We start from the raw sequence: 18,305 nt of genomic DNA, 5'->3' as shown, positions 1-18,305 counted from the left end.
TCGATGAGTGTCGCTGTACTCATGCGACTTGCGTGTCGCACGACCTGGTTGATCCAGGAGGGGGTGGTCACGGCACTAGGCGGTGGGAGATAGTGGGATGGTGACTTCCATCTACCGCAGTGTCCAGGGACAAAGCCGGCTTCAGGGTTGGTGTTCTGATCAGCTTGATCGCTGGACGGTGCCGCACCAGCGGTTCTCGGTGGCAACCAGCAGGGGCGATACGCATGTGGTGTCCGCCGGTGAGGGGGCGCCGTCCGTGGTCGTGCTGCCGGGTACGAACTTCAACGCGGCGACGTGCCTGCCGTTGACGGAAACGTTGGCGCAGCGGTGGCCTGTGTGGGTCTTGGACGTTCCGGGACAACCCGGTCTCAGCGCGGCCGAGCGTCCGGACCGGGGAGGGCTGGCGTGGTATGGCCGATGGCTTGGCGAGTTTCTCGACCGAGCGGCGATCGGGCCGGTGGTGATCGTCGGCCACTCCCTCGGCGGCGGTATCGCGCTGGCCTGCGACTCGCCACGAGTCGTGGGTCGGGTTCTCGTTTCGCCGGCTGGCGTCGTCCGGTTACGCGTTACTGCCGGAGTGTTGGCCGCGACCCTGCCATGGCTGACCCAACCGACCAGCAGCCGTAGTGCTCGCCTGCTGCGGATGATGCATGGACCGGGCGAACATCCATCGCCTGTCCTGACAGATTGGATGACCCTGGTGGCCCGCGAGTGCCGGTCCAGCCTCGCGCCCCTCCCGTTGCCCGTCGCCACGCTACAGCGGGCGGCCGGGGTACCGATGGCGGTAGCGACGGGTGAGCGCGACGTGTTCCTTCCGCCATCGCGACTACGACGGGCGGTGTCACGGTCCCTTGGCGTCGACATGGAGGTGCTGCCAGGCGCGGGGCACCTGGTGCCGGACGAGCACCCCGAACAGGTACTGAGCCTCGTTGATGAGGTGATTGGACGCGTTATCTAGTGTCCTGCGCCGGAAATTCGCCTGATAAGTGGGTAGGGTGGGGGGGGATGCCGAGAACTGGTCGTCCCACCCCGCCGCTGACGCTGACCGACGAAGAGCGGACTACGTTGACCCGCTGGTCACGGCGGGCGACGTCGTCACAGGTTCTGGCGATGCGTGCACGGATCATCCTGGCGTGCGCCGAAGGGGCGTCGAACACGGACGTCGCATCGAGTCTCGGCGTACATTTGTCCGCTGTGGAGTAAGTGGCGGCGGCGTTTCCTGAAACTACGCTGGACGGCCTGGTGGACGAGGAACGGCCGGGCCGCCCGCCGTCGATCAGCCTTGACCGGGTCGAGGATGTGGTGGTCGCGACCCTGAAGCAGACGCCACGTGACGCCACCCACTGGTCCCGCGGGTCGATGGCGGACAGGTCCGGGTTGCCCAAGTCCACGATCGGGCGGATCTGGCACGACTTCGGCCTCAAGCCCCACCGTACCGACACGTTCAAGCTGTCCACCGCATCGGTGCCGCCGCCCTCCACTGGGCGCGACGGTGGCGGGTGTTCGGCCGCGAGGTACGGCGCTTCGGTACGGCCATGGAACGGCCTCCTCTCATTTCCACACAGGAGATAACGGTAGCTCTTTTCATTAAGATCGCCGGCCGGTCGGGCGACCGGAACCGCCGACCGACCACCAGCCGGTCGACCGGTCACCCACAGCGGCCGGTCACCCGTCGTGGTCGGGGGCACGCCCCCCGGACCGTGATCGGGCAGGTCACGATCGGCGTGGTCGGCGTGGAACAGCGCCTCGGCCAGCAACTGCCGGACATGCACGTCGGCGGCCGAGTAGTAGACGAAGGTGCCTTCCCGCCGCCCCCGGACCAGCCCGGCCAGCCGCAGCTTGGCCAGCTGCTGGCTGACCGCCGTCGGCGCGGCACCGACCAGCTCGGCCAGGCAGGCGACCGACGACTCACCCTGCAGCAGCGCCCACGATCCCCGGGGTCATCGCAGCGGTGGTCAACGCGGCCGGCTCTGCCGACCCGGCCGGCGGCGGTGGCTCGTCCATCTCCAGCAGCAAATCGGCGAGCATTCGCTCGGCCAGACGCAGCACCGCCGACCGGTACGGCACCTGCTCGAACACGGCGGTTACCGGCAGCTCCACCGAGCTGAGGAACATCGCCCCCCGGCCGACCAGCCAGCTGCGCTCACCGGCGGTGCTGCGTTTCGCGCACCGGGCCACGAAGCAGACCATCGGCTCGTACAGCAGATCGGTCGGCCCGGCCCGCTCGTCGTCGAAGCGGACCAGCCGCAGCCGGGGCACGGCGCTCTCGACCGCCGGCACCGGGCGGCAGTGCCGGGTGACGTCATCCGGCGGGCGCACGCCGTCCACCCGGTGTCGGTGCTGCAGACCGAGTACTCGGTGTTCGAGCGGGCGGTGGAGCCGCAGGTGCTGCGACGGTCCGCGAGCTGGGCATCGGGTTCGTTGCGTACTCGCCGCTCGGCTGCGGCTTCCTGACCGGCGCGGTCCGGCCCGCCGCCGAATACCCGGACGGGGACATGCGGACCGGGGACGAACGCTGGCAGCCGGGCAACTACGAACAGAACCTGGCCGCGGTGCGCGAGCTGACCACGATGGCCGCCGCCAAGGGCGTCGCGGTCACCCAGCTCGCCCTGGCCTGGCTGCTTGCCCAGGGCGATGACATCGTGCCGACCCTGGGCACCCGCAACCCGCAACGGCTCGCCGAGAACGTGGCGGCGGCCGCCGTACCGCTCACCGTGGCCGAGGTCGACCGGATCCGCCAGATCCTGCCGCACGGCGCGGCCGGCTCCCGCTACCCGGCCGCCCGGATGCCGGTCTGATGACATTCGACGCGCGGCTCGATCTGCTCGTGGTTCAGGCCACGAGCTGGCCGAGCAGCCACAGTCCGGCGATGGCGAGCGCGGCACCAGCTCGATCAGCATCGCCAGCCCGACCGCCAGCACCGCCCGCTTCGTGGCCGGCCAGGCGGCGGCGAAGTCACCGAGCCGCTGCCGCTCGGCCAGCCAGACGCCGAGCACGAAGCCGATCACCAGGCCGAGTACCGGGACGAAGAAGAAGCCGACCAGGCCCAGCTCGCCGCCGACCAGCAGCGACCGGTTGGGTACGCCGGCCCAGCAGAGCAGCAGAGCAGCAGACCGGGCAGGATCGGCACGATCACGCCGATCAGCCCGACCAGAATGGCCAGGCCGCTGAGCAGGACGACCAGCGTCTGCGTGTCGTCGAGATCCACACCGACAGGGTGACCGACGGCCGCCAGTGTGGCGAACCCGGCGGCGGCAGAGGGCTGCGATTCGGCTACGGATCCGAAACAATGTCCGAAACCTCGGGAGGATCGCGTGGCCGCTGCTGCACCGGCAGACGATGTTCATCCGGCCTGGCTGCCGGCGCAGGCGTGGCGCGCCATCGGGTCGCGGCACACTCTGGTCTCCGGCACGGAGAAGTCCGTCGCCACCGTGTACGCCGAGGTGCAGGCGGCCTGCGACCGGTTTGGCGGATCGGTGACCCGGCTGTCGGTCGACGGTGAGGCGGACCTGATGCTGGCGTTGACCGGTGCCGCCGGTCCCGGGGCGACAGCCGGTGCGGTCGACGACCTCGGTGAGGAGGGCTACACGATCGGCCGGGCCGGCAGCCTCACCACGGTCACCGCCGCCGCTCCCGCAGGGCTGCTGTACGGGCTGTTCCACGTGGTCCGGCTCGGCGAGTCGGCGTTCGGCGACGACATGGCGACGCGGACGCACCGGCCGGCGATCCGGCGGCGGATGCTCGACCACTGGGACAACGTCGACGTGCACCCGGTGATGGGGCAGGTGGAGCGGGGCTACGCCGGCGGGTCGATCTTCTGGCGGGACGGCGCGATCACCGACGACACCGACCGGGTCCGGGCGTACGCCCGGTTGCTCGCCGCCAGCGGCGTCAACGCGGTCACCATCAACAACGTCAACGTGGGGCGTACCGAGGCGCGGCTGCTCACCGACCGGCTCGACGACGTCGCCACGTTCGCCGGCATCTTCCGCCCGTACGGCATCCGGTTGCACCTGTCGGTGACCTTCGCCGCGCCGATGGTGCTTGGCGGCCTGGCCACGGCCGACCCGCTCGACGAGGCGGTACGCGACTGGTGGGCGGCAACCACCGCCCAGGTCTACGCCAGGGTGCCCGACTTCGGCGGATTTGTGGTGAAGGCCGACTCGGAGGGCCAGCCCGGCCCGTTCGCGTACGGGCGCAGTCACGCTGACGGCGCCAACCTGCTCGCCGACGCCCTCGCCCCGTACGGCGGGGTGGCGCACTGGCGGGCGTTCGTCTACAACCACCGGCAGGACTGGCGGGACCGCACCACCGACCGGGCGCGGGCCGCGTACGACCAATTCGCCCCGCTCGACGGCCAGTTCCGCGACAACGCGATCGTGCAGGTCAAGTACGGGCCAATCGACTTCCAGCCCCGGGAGCCGGTGTCGCCGGTGATCGGCGCGATGCCGGCTACCCGGCTGGCCGTGGAGCTGCAGGTCACCCAGGAGTACACCGGGCACCAGCTGCACGTCTGCTATCTACCTCCGCTGTGGAGTGAGATACTCGGCTTCCGGTTCGACGGCGACAGCCTGGAAGCCGACGGTGACATCAGCGGTGACCTGGGTTCGTCGGTCGCCGCAATCGCCAGGCGTGGCGGCACCCTGGCCGCCGTGTCGAACGTCGGCGACGACCCGTTCTGGTGCGGACATCCGCTCGCCCAGGCCAACCTGTACGCGTTCGGCCGGCTCGGCTGGGATCCGACCGCCGACCCGGCCGCGCTGCTCGACGAGTGGATCGACCTGACCTTCCCCGTCGGCGACGCGGCCGGCAGCGTCGCCGATCCGGGGCGGTTGCGGCAGGCGCTGCACGCGATAATGGACGGTTCGTGGCGTACCTACGAGCGGTACACCGCGCCGCTGGGTGTCGGCTTCATGGTCAGCCCCGGCAACCACTACGGTCCGTCCGTCGACGGGTACGAGTACTCCCGATGGGGCACCTACCACTTCGCCGACCGCGACGGCGTCGGCGTGGACCGGACCCGGGCCACCGGCACCGGCTACACCGGCCAGTACCCGAAGCCCTGGTCGGAGGTGTACGAGTCGTTGACCGATTGCCCCGACGAGTTGCTGCTGTTCTTCCACCACGTGCCGTACGACCACCTGCTGCACAGCGGCTCGACGGTCATCCAGCACATCTACGACACTCACTTCGCCGGAGTCGACGAGGCGATCGCCATGCGGGAGCGGTGGCTGGACATCGCCGACACCGGCCTCGACCCGGCCCTGTACGCCCGGGTCGCCGACCGTCTCGACGAGCAAGTCCGCTCGGCGCGGGAGTGGCGCGACCAGATCAACACCTACTTCTTCCGCAAGTCCGGCATACCCGACGCGCTCGGCCGCCGGATCCACTGACCGGCCTCGTCACCGGTCGAGCCCGGTCACCCGGCGAGCAGTGCGCCGGAGCCGATGCGGAACGGGACGGCCGCTCGGCGGTCAGCACCTCGCCTTTCGTCGTAGTCATGTGCTCGACGTCGTGTTCACCGTCGAGCCGGAACAGCCGCAGGGTGACAGCGGAGCTCCCCCGCGCCATGATCATTTGATGGCTTGCTGGGAGAATCCCGGCGTGTCGCCCAGCAGAGCATCAAACGATCATCAGAACGACGAACCGCTATGCTGACCGGTCCCAGGCTCGCGGATCACGGCCCAGCAGTGCGAGCAGTTGGATCTGGTGGTCCGTGGTGGGACCCGGATCGTGGCCCAGTACGTCGAAGTCTGGCCGGGCGATGTCGAGCCTGCCGAGTTCGGCAAGGTCGATGCCGTCAAGCACCGGGACCACCGCGAGGTTACCGCGGACCACGTGGTCGACCAGCGCCCGTACGTCCCACTCGGAGCACGGCGTCGGGGCGCTCCACTGGTAGGCGCCGATCTGCGCGACGAGGTCGCAGAAGTACCCGTTCTGCTAGATTCCAGTGGAGTTCTTAATTTTCGGAGGTCAGGTGGGGTATCGAGGTCCGTTGCCGCAGCGACTCGTCGACCGGGTCAACGCCTGTACCGCAGCCCTGTACTCGTCGCCACGGTGGGGGCGGCTGGTCCGTCGGCGCATCACGATGATTACCTACACCGGACGCCGGTCCGGTCGCACGTTCAGTACCCCGGTCGGCTACCGCCGGGCCGACGGCACCATCACCATCACCGTCGTAGTGCCAGACGCCAAGAAGTGGTGGCACAACTTCACCGGTGCCGGTGGCCCGGTTTCGCTGCACCTGGAAGGGATCGACCGATCCGGTCATGCCGTCGCCCGCCGCGACGACCGCGGCCGGGTCACGGTGACCGTCGAACTGGACTCCTGACCGGCGCGGTGCGCCGGCTCAGCTCGACGGCAGCTCCACCCCGTCCGGGGCGCGCATCCGCCAGGCGTCGGTGACGAGTTCGGCTAGCCGGTCGACGTCGACCCGCGCCAGCCGGAGCATCACCAGCGGCAGTCCGTCGTAGCCGGGTGTGGTGAAGAACAGGTCGGGCTCGCCGAGCAGCAACGCCTGCTTCTCCGCCTCGTCGCCGACGTACAGCACGGCGACGTCGGTCCGGATCACCCGTGGCTTGCCGGGCCGACGCTCCGGATAGGACCAGACGAGGCCCTTCCCGGCGACCCCAAAGTCAAATCCATCGCTGTCGATCTCGACGACCTGCGGTAGGGCCGACGCCAGTCGCCGGACGTCATCGGCGTCAGCCATCGGGGCACCCGTACCGCACCGCGCTTCGCACCCCCACAGGTTAGCCAGCCGGCTCCGTCGCCACCACGAACACCCTCGGAACGGGAACGTGACGAGCCATCGAGCGTCCGCCGCCACCGATCGGATCGCCTTATGCGACGGGGCGTCGAAGTTGCCCGGCACCTGAACCGGACCGGTGACCCGAGCGCCCGGGCGGCGGCGACCATCTCGGTCGACGAGTCGATCCCGGTCACGGTGGCTCCCGACCAACGGTCTGCAAGGTGGACGGCGAGGGTGCCCGGCTCGCAGCCGAGGTCGACGACCACGGCCGGGTCGGCGACGGCGACCCTGGCCAGCAAATCAGCGAACGGGCGGGAGCGGTGGTCGGTGAAGCGCAGGTAGGCGGCCGGATCCCACATCGCTGTCTCCTCCCGGCCGATCCGATGTCCGACCGGCGTCACGGCCGGGCCGGCGTCCGACCGTCGCGGTACGCCGCCCACTCGTCGGCCAGCATCGCGAAGTCGAGTTCCGTACTCCATTCGCCTTTGAACAGTTCGTTGCGCACCAGCCGGGCCTCCTGACGCATCCCGAGGCGTCGGGCCAGCCGGGCCGACGCCTCGTTGCGCTCGTCGACCCGGGCCACGATCCGGTGCAGGCCCAGGTGGTCGAAGCCGAGACCGAGCAGCGCCCGTGCCGCCTCGGTGGCGTAGCCCCGGCCGGCGGCGTCCGGGTGTACGACGTACCCGATCTCGCCGCCGCGATGGATTCGGCTGCGCCAGAAGAGCACGACGTCCCCGATCAGCCGGCCGGTGGCGGCCACCTCGACGCCGAGGGTGAGGGCCTGACCTTCGTCGCTGAGGCCGGTGTTGGCCCACTGGGTGGCGAGCCGCTGGACGACGACGTCGCGGGTCATCGGCTCGAGCGGCACGTACCGGCAGACGGCCGGCAGGCTGCGGTAGGCGAGCAGCGCGTCGACGTCGTCGCCGGCCAGCGGTCGCAGCAGCAGCCGCTCGGTGCGGACCGGATAGTCAGGATGCAGGGCGGGATCTTCGGAATGCAGGGCGGACTGCTGCACGGTCGGCATGCCGCCCATGCTGCCACCACGCCCACCGTCGATCGCCTGCCACCACACCCGCCGCCATCCGATTTGCCGGGCCGTCCAGCAGCTGAGCCAGCCGGTCGACGGACGTGAGATCCAGCTCACATCGACGCTCAAAGCCGGGCCCGTCGCCCGGTCCGTCTTGCCAGTTGTGAACGACGACAGGAACGACGACAGGACGGGGCGACGAGGGTGACGGGTCGGATTCTCTTCGTGGAACTGCGCCGTACCGCGGTGGTGTGGTTCGGTGTCGGGCTGGCGTTCGCGGCGGCCTCGTTGGCCGTCGACGGGGAACGCTGGGACGGGTACTGGATGGCGGGGGTGCTGGCCCATCACGACACGCTGGAACTGATCTGGCCGCTCGCGCTCGCGGTCGGTGCCTGGCACGGGCGCCGGGACCACGCCAGCAGGATGACCGAGCTGATCGCGACGAGCGCCCGACCAGGCCTGGCCCGGGTGGCACCCCGGGCGGTCGCGCTCGTCGGCTGCCTCGCCGGCGGATTCACCGGCGGAGTGCTCGAGGTGCTGGCCCTCGCGGCGCTGGCCGCAGACCATCAGCCGGCCGGCTGGGTCTGGCCGGTGCTGCTCGGCGCGGCGAGCGTCGCGGCGGCCGGTCTGCTCGGCCTCGGCCTGGGTCGGCTGCTGCCGTCCCGGCTGACCGCCCCGCTGCTCGCCATGGGTGCGCTCGCCGCCGTCGTCGCACTGCAGTTGCTGGCCGACAGCGGCGACAACCGGGCGTTGCTGCTCAGCCCGACATCCCTCGGGCCGGTTGACGGCTACTCCACGATCGACGACCGAGCCGTCGCGGGCATGCTGGTGTGGTACGTCGCTCTGGCGGCGACCGGGTGGGCGGTGTACGCCGCCGCCACTCGCCGGTCCCGGCTGCTCGCCGTGCTGCCGGGCGTCGCCGGGCTGCTCGTCGCCCTGATCGTGCTGCCACCGGTCAATGAGGCTGCGCACCCCGACCTACGGGCCACCGAACTGGTCTGCGCCGACGGGACACCCCGGGTCTGCGTCAGCCGGGTCGACGCGTCGGTCCTGCCGGAGCTGGTCGGGCCGGCCCGGCGGGCGTTGGCTCTGCTGGCCAAGCTGCCCGACCCGCCAACCGCCGTCGTGCAGCGGGTCGGCCCGCACGGAGCCTCGACTGTGGAGCGCCGGAAGACGGCCAATTTCCATCTGCTCATCTACGGCGACGGAACGATCGCCACCGGGCTGCGCACGCTCGAAGCCGAAATCCTCGACGGCGCCGGGACCGTCGCGTGCGGTGCCGCTCCCGGCGACGTCGAGGGCTGGGAGCCGATTCAGGCGGCCCGGGCGGCGGCCGGCCTCTGGCTCGCGGGCCGGGACGCGGCACCGGACGAGTTCTGGGATCCCGTACAGGGCATGGTCGACGAGGCGCTGGCCACGCTGCGGTCGCTGCCGGCGGACGAACAGCCGGCCCGGGTCGCCGCACTTCGGGAGGCCGCGCTGAACTGTCGACCCGACCTCTACGAGGTGCTGACCGCCAACTGACGCGTATGGGCGGTAGACCCCATTTCGGATCGTGAGGGGTTGACGGCGAGGAGTCATCGACATCAACATGTTCGCCATTGGCGTTCAACGATCTTCGATGCCAACCGGTTGATCCCGGCCCTGCGATCCAGGAGACGATCGATGTCAGGACGCAAGCCCTCCCTACCACGACTATTGCCCCGGGCACGCCGCCTGCTGGCCGTCACCGCTGGTGCCGTGCTGGCCGGCGGGCTGCTCGGCGTACCACTGCCCGTCTCGGCCGCGCCCACCGACGGCGGTGCCGACGCCCCCGGTGCCGGCGCCGCCGCAGTCGCCGAGGAGCTACAGACCACAGTCGCCGAATCGACCGGCGACCGGGTCCAGGCGCTGCTGATGCTGCCCAACCCGCAACGCTATCCGACCAACCCGGACACCGCCGTCGACCAGCTGCGCGCCCACTCCGAGGAAATCCAGGCCGAGGTCGAGACGGCGCTGGAGGAGCACGCCGAGACCGCCGGCGACGTACGGGTGGTCAACCGCTTCTGGATCACCAACATGCTGCTCGTCGAGTTCACCGCCGACGCCTCCCGGCTGTCGGCGCTGGCGAGCCTGCCCGGTGTGCAACGGGTGCTGCCGAACTTCACCCTGAGCGTGCCGGAGACCGAGATGACCGCCGCCGCCGACCCGGCCGCGTCGATCATCGACGACCGGATCACCTGGGGCATGGACCGCATCGGCGTCGAAAAGGTCTGGACCGAGCTCGGTCTGGACGGCACCGGCGTCCGGGTGGTCACCCTCGACACCGGGGTCGCCATCGACCACCCCGACCTGGTCGGCAAGATGGCCACCGACGACCCGACCGACCCGACCTACCCGGGTGGCTGGATGGAGTTCAACTCTGCCGGCGGTCTGGTGGCCTCCGAGCCGCACGACTCGTCCACCCACGGTACGCACGTCTCCGGCACCATCCACGGTGGTGCGGCGTCCGGCGTGACAATCGGCGGTGCCCCCGGCGCCGAGATGGCGCACGGCCTGGTGATCCCCGACGGAAGCGGCTCCTTCGCCCAGGTCGCCGCCGGCATGCAGTGGGCGGTCGCACCGACCGACTCCGCCGGCAACCCGGCGGGCCGGCCGGCCGACGTGGTCAGCATGTCGCTCGGCGCGGCGACCTACGCGACGGAGATGGTCGCCCCGACCCGGGCGATCGTCGCCGCTGGCGCATTCCCGTCGTTCGCCATCGGCAACGAGGACATCTTCGGCAGCTGCGGCGTCGGTTCGTCCAGCCCCGGCAACGTCTACGAGGCCGTCGGCGTCGGCGCCACCGACATCGACGACAACGTCGCCGACTTCTCCTGCGGCAACGTGGTCAACAAGTCCAGCTGGGCCAGCCCACCCGCGGACTGGCCGGACAGCTGGGTCACCCCGGACCTGTCCGCCCCGGGCGACGAGGTGTGGTCGGCCCACCCGGACGGCAGCTACCGCTACGCCAGCGGCACCTCGATGGCGACCCCGCACACCAGCGCGGTCGCCGCGCTGCTGCTGCAGGGCGCACCGGAGCTCAGCGTCGACGCGACCCGTACCGCGCTGATCGACACCGCCTTCTGGGACGACCGGTACGCCGACGTGGCACCGGACACCCGCTACGGCCACGGCCGGATCGACGCGTACGCCGCCGCCGTGCAGGTGGCGCTCGACAGCGGCGTCACCGGCCAGGTCACCACCGCCGGCACCGGCGCCCCGGTCGCCGACGCCACGGTCACCGTCACGCCGGGCGGGGCCTCGGTGCGTACCGGTGACGACGGCAGCTTCACCCTGCGGCTGGCGCCGGGCAGCTACACGCTGACCGCCACCGCGTTCGGTCACGAGACCGCCAGCGTCCCCGACGTCGTCGTGGTCGAGGAGTCGTTCACCACCGTCGACCTGGCAATGGTGCCGCTGCCGATCGGGGTGGTCACCGGTGCCGCGACGTTCGACGAGAGCGGCCACGGCGTACCCGGGGTGACGGTCACGGTCTCCACCGACGGCGCGCCGGTCGGCAGCCCGGTGGTCACCGGCACCGACGGTAGCTACCGGCTCGAACTGCCGGCCGGCAGCTACCGGGTCACCGCCGAGCATCCCCGGTTCGACGTCTCCCCGGCCGTCGAGGTGGCCATTCCGGAAGGCGGCGCGGTCACCGCCGACTTCACGCTCAGCCCGCCGCCGCAGACGGTCGCCCTGGTCGGCAGCTACGTCGACACGTACGCCGACGAGATCTTCGCCCCGCGCGGCATCGAGACGGTGAGCTACGACTGGGACGAGCTGGTGGCCGCCGCCGACCATCCGGTCGTGGTGCTCGGCTACGGGGTGAGCAGCGACTACGACGAGGCGACCTTCCAGGCGTTCCTGGACGCCACCGACGCCGCCGGCACCGGGGTGATCTTCACCGACCACGCCTACAGCACCGGCAACGGCATCCGGCAGCTGTCCCAGCACACCGGGCAGCCCGTCTCGACCGGCTCCATCACCGGCGGTACCGGCGTGGCCGAGTCGTACTACGAGGTGACCGCCGAACACCCGATCCTCGACGGGTACGCCGTCGGTGACCGGATCCCGCTGGACGACAGCACCCAGGCCAAGTGGATCGCCTGGTTCGGCGACTACTCCGGCGACGGCCGGCAGACCCTCGCCGACCTGGGACGCAGCGACACCACCGGGATCTACGGCGGCGGCATCGGCGTCGACCAGCGGGCCACCAACCGGCACGTCCTGCTGTCCACCCACGGTGTGTCGGTGACCCGCGGCCCGGTCGACTGGACCGAGCAGGCCACCCAGGTGTTCCTCGACGCGATCGACTGGGCAGCCCGCCCGGCCGAGGAAGGGCAGCCGTACTTCGCCGTGCACGGGTTGACGGTCGACCCGGAGGTGGTGAAGAGCAACGAACCGGTACGGGTCACCGCCCAGGTTAAGAACATCGGCGCGGCGGCCGGTCCGTACCAGGCGGTGCTGCGGGTCGACGGTGAGTCGGCGGCGACCACCACGGTCAACCTCGGCTCCGGCGTCAACCAGACGGTCAGCTGGACGGTGCAACGGGCCGAGCTCGGCAACTACGCCGTGACGCTCGAGTACCTGACCGGGTCGTTCCGGGTGCGTCCGCCCCGGGTGAGCCTCACCGCGCGTACCGTCGACGCTCCGGACGCCGAGCCCGGCCCGCTGGCCGACGCCGCGGTCGAGCTGGTCCACGACGGCGCCGTGATCCCGGTCGGTGCGACCGACGACGCCGGCACCCTCACCTTCGAGACTCCGGCCGCCGTCGACCGCTACACCCTGGTGGTGCGCAAGGCCGCGGCCGACGGTGGTACGTCGTACCTGCTGCACAAGGCGATCACGGTGTTCGACGACGACGAGGTGCTGTTCGCGCCCCGGGTGCTGGCCGGTGGGCCGGCCGGGGCCGAGGCGGCCCAGGATCTGTCGACCCGGGTGGACCTCGCCGCCGACCTGGTCGGCGGCGACCATGAGGCGACCGTCTACCTGCGCCCGGCCGGCACCGCGCCGTGGGCGTACTCGTTCGGGCCCGGACCGCTGGTCGCGACGCTGGACAGCTACCAGGCGGTCACCGTGCACCAGCTGCCCCGGTTGGAACGTGACTGGTGGCTGGTCAGCGAGATCCTGCCGGAGATGGACTGGGTCGACCCGCTCGACGCCACGTTCGGCTTCGGCGGCACGGCGCAGGTCGAACTGGCCGCGTCAACCCCGGAGCCGGGCTCGGTCGAGGTGGACTGGTCGGTGACCGACGCGCACGGACACCCGTTCGCGACGGTGCGCGCCACCGACGTACGGCCGTTCGCCGACCTGCCGGCGGTGACCCGCCTGGAGGACGTCGTGCCGGCGGTGCGGGCGTTGGCGCCAAACGAGGCCCGGCCGGTGCTGCGGCTGTCCGACCCGACCGGGGCCGAGATCCGGGCCGGTTACCTCGACTGGGCGGCCCAGCCGTACGGATTCGAGGTCGACGACCCGCAGCCCGGTCGGTACCAGCTCCAGCTGGAGCTGGACACCGGCTGGTACAGCGGGCTGGTCGACGCCGAGTCGTCCCTGGTGCTGGCCGAGGCGGCGACGATCACCTCGACCTACCCGCAGACCGCCGAGGTGGACGGCTGGTTCCACCCGGAGGTCCGGGTGGTCAACCCGAGCGGGATCGACCAGGGCACCGCCGAGTCGACGCTGACGATCACCCACCCCGACGGTGACCTGCTGGCCCGCGACGTCGCGGTGCAGCTGCGGGTCGACGGGGCCTGGGTGCGGACTCCGCTGACGGTGCAGGACGGTGCTCTGGTCGGGACGATCTCGCCAGAGGTGGCGCTGACCGCCGGCACCGACCTGACCTGGGAGCTGCACGTACGCACCCGCCGGCCCGGCGCGTTCACCTTCACCCATCAGCTGGCCGGCGATGCGGTGGCGGTGACCGCCAGCTCGGCGGTGACGGTGGGCTGACGACGTCCGGCAGGTAAGGATCCTCACCGGCCGCGCGACCCCCGGGCCCGGGGGTCGCGCGGCCGGTGAGGATAAGGTCTGGCCGTGCGGACCAAGCAGGAGTTGAGCGACGCCATCCGGCAGCGACAGCGGGCGGTGCTGATCGTCAACGCCAGGTCCCGCCAGGGCCGCCAGTTCTACACCGACGCCGTCCGGCGGCTGACCGACGCCGGATTCGAGCTGATCGCCAGCTACCCGGTCGACGAGCCGGGTGAGCTGGAACGCAGCCTGGACGAGGCAGTCCGAATGGCCCCGGACCTGCTGATCGCCGGCGGTGGGGACGGCACCATCGGGGCCGCCGCCCGGCTGCTCGCCCACCGCGACATCGCGCTCGGGCTGCTGCCGTTGGGCACCACCAACAACTTCGCCCGTACCCTCGGGATCCCGATCGACCTGGATGCGGCGGTCCGGGTCATCAGCTCCGGCAAGGTGATCGACGTCGATCTCGGCCTCGCCGGTGACCTGCCGTTCGTCAACCATGTCGGCATCGGGTTGTCCGCCGAGGTGATGCTGCGCACCCCGCCCCGGCTGAAACGGGTGGTCGGCAAGTTCGCCTATCCGACGACGGCGGCGGCGTTGATGGCCCGGCACCGTCCGCTACGGGTCAGCGTCCGCACCGCCGGCAGCAACCGGGACTTCCAGACCCACCAGCTGTACGTCGCCAACGGCGGTCACCAGGCCGGCCGGCCGATCACCGCGGACGCCAACGCCGACGACCGGCTGCTGGTGGCGTACCCGGTCGGTGGTGCGACCCGGCACAGCCTGCTGGCCGCGACGGTACGCAACGCGGCGACCGGTCACCGGCGTACCCTGCGGCACGACCCGTTCCTCGCGGTCGGCGAACTGCTGGTCGAAACGGACCGGCCGGCGCCGGTGGAGATCGACGGTGAGGTGTGTGGCGAGACCCCGATCCGGCTGCGGGTCGACGCCAACGCGTTGCGGGTGATGGCCGCCGCGGGGACCGTCGACCACTGACCCGACCGCGCGGTCGGGCCGCACGACTCCGGCTGGCCGCCGGTCTCGCCCCACTGGAGGGCCAGGCCATCGTCGGCGGTGGACATGTAGTTCGACGCAGCACGTACCATGCGCTGGTGTCGACCGTCGCCGCCGCGATACGGCGGGTCCATCTCCGGTCAGTGGTCCGACCGGTCTGGCTGTTTCTGCCGAGTCTTCCTCCGTCACCGCAGGCCCAGGCGGTCGGCCGCACGCCTGGCGGCACCACCCGGCCGCTGGCTGCTCCAGGCATGGCGGCGGACCCGCCAGCTACCAACGCCACCGCCGGAACCGGTACTCGCACCGCACACGGGGTGCCAGCCGCGGTACTACCAGTGATGACGACATGTGGGCCGTCGCGCTCTGTTCAGGCACCGCCGGACTCGACCACGTCGCCGGCGGCGACCGGGTTGACCGAGTCGACCGCAGGTAAATTGGCGACGAAGGGTTCCCGGTCCGCATCGGACATCCGCAGTTCCCGCCGCGACGGCACGACCTCGCCACTCATCTGACCACTCTACGACGCGTTCGCCCACCCCCGGCCGCGCGCGGCGCGGTCCGGCCCGCTGCCTCGGGCCGGACCGCGCCGACGTCAGTGCCGGATCGGCATCAGCAGCGAACAGCTCCGGTCGTCGTCGGGCAGTCGCACGGCCAGCGGCCGGATCGGTCCGTCCAGGTCCAGCACCAGCTGACCGCCGCCGGCGGCCGCCACCGCCTGCAGCAGGAACTCCCGGTTCACCGCGACGTACCGATCCGGTGCGGCGTGCCAGGCCGCCTCGTCGACGCATTCGACGGTGCCGTCGTCGGTCGCCGCCAGCACCGCGACCGGGTGGGTGACGCCGAGGTGTTCGCGTACCACCGCCGGGGCACGGCCCGGCTCCAGCGCCCGTCGCAACTCGGTGGCGTCCACGGTGACCTGCCGTCGGCCCTCGGCGCCCCGGACCGGCAGCAACGGCCGGTAGTCGGGAAAGTCGTGGTCCAGCGGGTCGGTGGTGATCCGCCAGCCCGGGGCGGAGGCGTTGACGCCGTCCGGACCGAAGGCAAGTTCCGCTGTTGGGTTACGGTCGACCTGGCTGCGTACGCCGGTCACGAAGCCGCCGGGCACCAGGACCGACGCCGCTGGGCCGTCGACCGCCGTCGGGACGAGTTCGGCGACCGCAATGCGGTAACGGTCGGTCGCGGCGAACCGTACGGCGTCGGCGGAGACCTCGACGTGCACCCCGGCCAGGGCGGGAATCTCGGGGTCGATGCCGACGGCGAACCGTACGGCGTCCAGCGCGCCGGCCAGGTCGGCGGCGTCGACGGTGACGTGGGTGGTGGTGGTCATGATCGTCCGATTCTCCTCGGCATCGAGCAGGGCATGGATGCGGGAGAGCTCCCGACGGGCATCGGCCAGCCCGTCCTGCAGCCGGCGCAGGTGCACGTCGAGCAGCCGCCGGGCCACCGTGACGTCGGGCAACGCCCGGACCGCCTCGGTGATCTCGGCCAGCGGCAGGCTGACCCGGCGCAGCCCGGCCAGCAGCCGGGCGGCGCGCAGCTGACTCACGGCGTACCACCGGTAGCCGGTGCGCGGATCCACCGCGGCCGGCACCAGCACGCCGGCGGCGTCGTAGAACCGCAGCGCGCTGACGGTCAGCCCGCTGGCGCGGGCCGTCTCGCCGATGCTGTGCATGTCGCTCTCCACGTCCATGGACTCTGCGGCCTAGACCAGGTCGAGGGTCAAGGCCAGCCGGGTACCGGAGCCGACGGGCCGGGCCAGCGGCGGGATGCCGGCCCGTGGCAGCATTGCGGTTCCGACCAGATCGATGTGCGCGTCCAACGAGACCGACGTGCCCCGCCGGGAGGCAGGATGACCCCGCACGCACCTGCACCGCCCGCGATCGCCGGGCTGCCGCCGCTCGCCTGGCAGCACACGCCGGTGGCAGCGGATCATCACGCCGGTCGGCAGGCCCTGTCGCTCACCGCCGGCCCCGGCACCGACTGGTTCGTCGACCCGGTCGGCGAGTACCGCACCCACAACGCCCCGGCGCTGCTGTTCGCCTGCCCGGACGGCGAGTTCGCGCTCTCCGCCCGGGTCACGGTCGACTTCACGGCCGCGTTCGACGCCGGCGTGCTGTGCCTGCGCATCGACGAGGAACACTGGGCGAAGCTGTGCTTCGAGTACTCACCGCAGGGTCGGCCGATGGTGGTGACCGTGGTGACCAACGGCACCTCCGACGACGCCAACGCGGTCACCGTCGAGGCGTCCAGCGTCCACCTCCGGGTGCTGCGCAAGGGGTCGGCGTACGCGTTCCACTACTCAGTCGACGGCATGTCGTGGCAGTTCGCCCGACTGTTCCGGCTGACCGGTGCCGCCGATGCGCCGACCCGGGTCGGCCTCCTCGCCCAGTCGCCCACCGGTGACCGCTGCACCGCCACGTTCGAGCAGATCAGTCTGGACGACGTGGTTCCGGACGATCTGCGCGGTGGGCGGTGACCCGGACGGTGGTCCCGGACCGGGCTGGGTGGCCTGTGCTACCGGCTCGGCTCGCTGCACCTCGCCGACCGGGATCCGGCGGCGGCGGCGCTGGACGACGCGGTACGCGCGTACGCCGGGCTGGTCGGTGCCGTGCCCGACGCGGAGCTGACGCTGGCCGACGTGCTGGCCCGCCGTGGTCTCGCCCAGTCGGTACGGGGATGGGCCGCCTCGGCAGAGGTCGACGTTGACGCAGCGGTCCTGGCCTGTCTGTCGGTGACCGGCGGCGATCCGGCCCACCCGCGACGCCGGGACCTGGCCCGGGTGCTGGCGTCCAACGCCGTGACGCTGGCACCGGACGGTGACCCACAGCTCGCGATCGCCTCGGCCAACGCCGCACTGGGCTACTACGGCCATCCCGACGCGGGCGGCAACGACGCGGACGACAGCGTCGACAGTGGGTACGTACACAGTGCAGCGGTGGTGTCGGCGTTGCTGAACTTCGTCGACGGCCGGGTCGTCGAGGGCTTCGTACCGGCGGCGGTGATCGCCGCCGGCCTGCCGCCGGGCCAGGCCCGGCAGGCGCTGGAGGCCGAGTTGCGGGTGGTCGACGGGCTGCTGTCGATGGCCGGTGGCCCGGTGCCGTTCCCGCCGGAGATGGGTCGCAGCCTGGCGCGGCTGGTGCTGCTGACCGTGCGGGACCGGGGCCTGCTGTGGGTGCCGGCCGACGACTGGCTGGACCGGGCGGCCCAACCGACGCTGACAGCGGTGGCGCAGCGGCACACCGCCGGGGCCGGGCAGGCGACACCGCTGGAGACGGCGACGACACCAGCGATCCGGCGTTGCTCTGGACCGCATCGACGCGGTGGCTGTCCGGGCTGTCGTTGGAGGCGGCGGTGCAGCTGGCGACGGTCGCCGTCGACGTACTGCCCACGGCGTCGGCGTACGCCGACGGACGGCGGCTGGCACCGGCCGCGCACGCGTTGCTCGCCAGCGCATACCGGGCCGCCCCGTTACCTTTTTGATCGTCCCCAGCCGGGGACTGCTCGGTCGCCCGGCTCGGTATGACT

General features: G+C 71.5%; 18 protein-coding genes and 5 pseudogenes. 11 read left to right on the top strand and 12 right to left on the bottom strand.

Translation table 11 applies throughout. The features are described 5' to 3' along the window. Positions 1-97: 97 nt before the first annotated feature. Complete coding sequence (locus tag ACFHWU_RS26955; RefSeq protein ID WP_416591995.1) at positions 98-958, top strand: alpha/beta fold hydrolase; 861 nt, start codon at positions 98-100, stop codon at positions 956-958. A 245-nt stretch (positions 959-1,203) separates the two neighbouring features. Continuing rightward, a pseudogene (locus ACFHWU_RS26950) lies at positions 1,204-1,395 on the top strand (IS630 family transposase); the annotation flags it as partial. Between the two features lie 49 nt (positions 1,396-1,444). On the opposite strand, the gene rpmF reads toward ACFHWU_RS26950, so the two are convergent. The 3 genes and pseudogenes from rpmF to ACFHWU_RS26935 all read right to left on the bottom strand — a co-directional run bounded on the left by rpmF (position 1,445) and on the right by ACFHWU_RS26935 (position 2,319). Next, positions 1,445-1,537 (bottom strand): 50S ribosomal protein L32, encoded by a 93-nt coding sequence (rpmF, locus tag ACFHWU_RS26945; protein ID WP_416591994.1) that lies wholly within the window; start codon positions 1,535-1,537, stop codon positions 1,445-1,447. A gap of 274 nt (positions 1,538-1,811) precedes the next feature. Continuing rightward, a pseudogene (locus ACFHWU_RS26940) lies at positions 1,812-1,883 on the bottom strand (transcriptional regulator); the annotation flags it as partial. 25 nt (positions 1,884-1,908) lie between these two features. Continuing rightward, positions 1,909-2,319 (bottom strand): AraC family transcriptional regulator, encoded by a 411-nt coding sequence (locus ACFHWU_RS26935; protein ID WP_416591993.1) that lies wholly within the window; start codon positions 2,317-2,319, stop codon positions 1,909-1,911. 12 nt (positions 2,320-2,331) lie between these two features. Here ACFHWU_RS26935 and ACFHWU_RS26930 point away from each other — a divergent pair, with 12 nt between their 5' ends. Together ACFHWU_RS26930 and ACFHWU_RS26925 are read left to right on the top strand one after the other, a co-directional pair. Continuing rightward, positions 2,332-2,454: a hypothetical protein gene (locus ACFHWU_RS26930; protein WP_416591992.1), complete on the top strand. Its 123-nt coding sequence runs from the start codon at positions 2,332-2,334 to the stop codon at positions 2,452-2,454. Continuing rightward, entirely contained in the window at positions 2,406-2,798 is a 393-nt protein-coding gene (locus tag ACFHWU_RS26925; RefSeq protein ID WP_416591997.1) for an aldo/keto reductase, read from the top strand. Before ACFHWU_RS26930 ends, ACFHWU_RS26925 begins: the two co-directional genes overlap by 49 nt. A gap of 144 nt (positions 2,799-2,942) precedes the next feature. Here ACFHWU_RS26925 and ACFHWU_RS26920 read toward each other — a convergent pair. Beyond that, positions 2,943-3,044 (bottom strand): annotated as a pseudogene (locus tag ACFHWU_RS26920) (DUF456 family protein); the annotation flags it as partial. Further along, positions 3,005-3,208, bottom strand: a complete 204-nt coding sequence (locus tag ACFHWU_RS26915) for a hypothetical protein (RefSeq protein WP_416557600.1) — start codon at positions 3,206-3,208, stop codon at positions 3,005-3,007. The pseudogene ACFHWU_RS26920 and the gene ACFHWU_RS26915, both read right to left, overlap by 40 nt. 106 nt (positions 3,209-3,314) lie before the next feature. Here ACFHWU_RS26915 and ACFHWU_RS26910 point away from each other — a divergent pair, with 106 nt between their 5' ends. Then, positions 3,315-5,393 (top strand): alpha-glucuronidase, encoded by a 2,079-nt coding sequence (locus ACFHWU_RS26910; protein ID WP_416591991.1) that lies wholly within the window; start codon positions 3,315-3,317, stop codon positions 5,391-5,393. A 256-nt stretch (positions 5,394-5,649) separates the two neighbouring features. Here ACFHWU_RS26910 and ACFHWU_RS26905 read toward each other — a convergent pair. Next, positions 5,650-5,910: pseudogene (locus tag ACFHWU_RS26905) on the bottom strand (maleylpyruvate isomerase N-terminal domain-containing protein); the annotation flags it as partial. An 85-nt stretch (positions 5,911-5,995) separates the two neighbouring features. On the opposite strand from ACFHWU_RS26905, the gene ACFHWU_RS26900 reads away from it, so the two are divergent. After that, the gene (locus tag ACFHWU_RS26900) at positions 5,996-6,331 is read left to right on the top strand and encodes a nitroreductase/quinone reductase family protein (protein WP_416557602.1); all 336 of its coding nucleotides are present in this window, start codon (positions 5,996-5,998) and stop codon (positions 6,329-6,331) included. Positions 6,332-6,349: 18 nt separating this feature from the next. On the opposite strand, the gene ACFHWU_RS26895 is transcribed toward ACFHWU_RS26900, so the two are convergent. The 3 genes and pseudogenes from ACFHWU_RS26895 to ACFHWU_RS26885 all read right to left on the bottom strand — a co-directional run bounded on the left by ACFHWU_RS26895 (position 6,350) and on the right by ACFHWU_RS26885 (position 7,775). Next, positions 6,350-6,712, bottom strand: coding sequence for an MmcQ/YjbR family DNA-binding protein (locus ACFHWU_RS26895; RefSeq protein WP_416591996.1), 363 nt, complete (start codon positions 6,710-6,712; stop codon positions 6,350-6,352). 96 nt (positions 6,713-6,808) lie between these two features. Then, positions 6,809-7,110, bottom strand: a pseudogene (locus ACFHWU_RS26890) (methyltransferase domain-containing protein); the annotation flags it as partial. 38 nt (positions 7,111-7,148) lie between these two features. Then, positions 7,149-7,775 carry a GNAT family N-acetyltransferase gene (locus ACFHWU_RS26885; protein ID WP_416557542.1) on the bottom strand — a complete coding sequence of 209 codons (627 nt, stop codon included), beginning with the start codon at positions 7,773-7,775 and terminating at the stop codon, positions 7,149-7,151. Between the two features lie 207 nt (positions 7,776-7,982). On the opposite strand from ACFHWU_RS26885, the gene ACFHWU_RS26880 reads away from it, so the two are divergent. The 3 genes from ACFHWU_RS26880 to ACFHWU_RS26870 all read left to right on the top strand — a co-directional run bounded on the left by ACFHWU_RS26880 (position 7,983) and on the right by ACFHWU_RS26870 (position 14,762). Beyond that, positions 7,983-9,302, top strand: a complete 1,320-nt coding sequence (locus ACFHWU_RS26880; protein WP_416569196.1) for a hypothetical protein — start codon at positions 7,983-7,985, stop codon at positions 9,300-9,302. Positions 9,303-9,443: 141 nt separating this feature from the next. Next, complete coding sequence (locus ACFHWU_RS26875) at positions 9,444-13,748, top strand: S8 family serine peptidase (RefSeq protein ID WP_416591990.1); 4,305 nt, start codon at positions 9,444-9,446, stop codon at positions 13,746-13,748. 84 nt (positions 13,749-13,832) lie between these two features. Next, the gene (locus ACFHWU_RS26870; protein ID WP_416557545.1) at positions 13,833-14,762 is read left to right on the top strand and encodes a diacylglycerol/lipid kinase family protein; all 930 of its coding nucleotides are present in this window, start codon (positions 13,833-13,835) and stop codon (positions 14,760-14,762) included. A gap of 385 nt (positions 14,763-15,147) precedes the next feature. Here the strand turns inward: ACFHWU_RS26870 and ACFHWU_RS26865 are convergent, their stop codons facing one another. The 3 genes from ACFHWU_RS26865 to ACFHWU_RS26855 form a co-directional block, all read right to left on the bottom strand. Continuing rightward, a complete protein-coding gene (locus tag ACFHWU_RS26865; protein WP_416557546.1) occupies positions 15,148-15,288 on the bottom strand; it encodes a hypothetical protein in 141 nt (46 codons plus the stop codon). An 84-nt stretch (positions 15,289-15,372) separates the two neighbouring features. Beyond that, positions 15,373-16,452, bottom strand: a complete 1,080-nt coding sequence (locus tag ACFHWU_RS26860) for a MerR family DNA-binding transcriptional regulator (protein WP_416557547.1) — start codon at positions 16,450-16,452, stop codon at positions 15,373-15,375. A gap of 30 nt (positions 16,453-16,482) precedes the next feature. Beyond that, positions 16,483-16,641, bottom strand: coding sequence for a hypothetical protein (locus tag ACFHWU_RS26855; RefSeq protein ID WP_416557209.1), 159 nt, complete (start codon positions 16,639-16,641; stop codon positions 16,483-16,485). Here ACFHWU_RS26855 and ACFHWU_RS26850 point away from each other — a divergent pair. Next, on the top strand, positions 16,630-17,256 hold the full coding sequence (locus ACFHWU_RS26850; RefSeq protein ID WP_416591989.1) for a DUF1349 domain-containing protein: 627 nt from the start codon (positions 16,630-16,632) through the stop codon (positions 17,254-17,256). The two genes, ACFHWU_RS26855 and ACFHWU_RS26850, sit on opposite strands and share 12 nt — an antisense overlap. A 132-nt stretch (positions 17,257-17,388) precedes the next feature. Continuing rightward, complete coding sequence (locus tag ACFHWU_RS26845; RefSeq protein ID WP_416591988.1) at positions 17,389-18,303, top strand: hypothetical protein; 915 nt, start codon at positions 17,389-17,391, stop codon at positions 18,301-18,303. The last annotated feature ends 2 nt before the right edge of the window (positions 18,304-18,305 follow it).

Origin of the sequence: Micromonospora sp. LOL_015, assembly GCF_048060275.1 — a bacterium.
In the GTDB taxonomy this organism is placed as follows: Bacteria; Actinomycetota; Actinomycetes; order Mycobacteriales; family Micromonosporaceae; genus Micromonospora_E.
Note: the sequence above shows the minus strand (reverse complement) of the source record. Positions and strands in the feature narration are given on the sequence as shown.

Coding starts and splice junctions, on each gene's coding strand:
- ACFHWU_RS26955 (WP_416591995.1), top strand. CDS start 98: ATGGTGACTTCCATCTACCGCAGTGTCCAGGGACAAAGCCGGCTTCAG.
- rpmF (WP_416591994.1), bottom strand. CDS start 1,537: ATGGCCGTACCGAAGCGCCGTACCTCGCGGCCGAACACCCGCCACCGT.
- ACFHWU_RS26895 (WP_416591996.1), bottom strand. CDS start 6,712: ATGGCTGACGCCGATGACGTCCGGCGACTGGCGTCGGCCCTACCGCAG.
- ACFHWU_RS26885 (WP_416557542.1), bottom strand. CDS start 7,775: ATGCCGACCGTGCAGCAGTCCGCCCTGCATTCCGAAGATCCCGCCCTG.
- ACFHWU_RS26875 (WP_416591990.1), top strand. CDS start 9,444: ATGTCAGGACGCAAGCCCTCCCTACCACGACTATTGCCCCGGGCACGC.
- ACFHWU_RS26865 (WP_416557546.1), bottom strand. CDS start 15,288: ATGAGTGGCGAGGTCGTGCCGTCGCGGCGGGAACTGCGGATGTCCGAT.
- ACFHWU_RS26860 (WP_416557547.1), bottom strand. CDS start 16,452: ATGCACAGCATCGGCGAGACGGCCCGCGCCAGCGGGCTGACCGTCAGC.
- ACFHWU_RS26850 (WP_416591989.1), top strand. CDS start 16,630: ATGACCCCGCACGCACCTGCACCGCCCGCGATCGCCGGGCTGCCGCCG.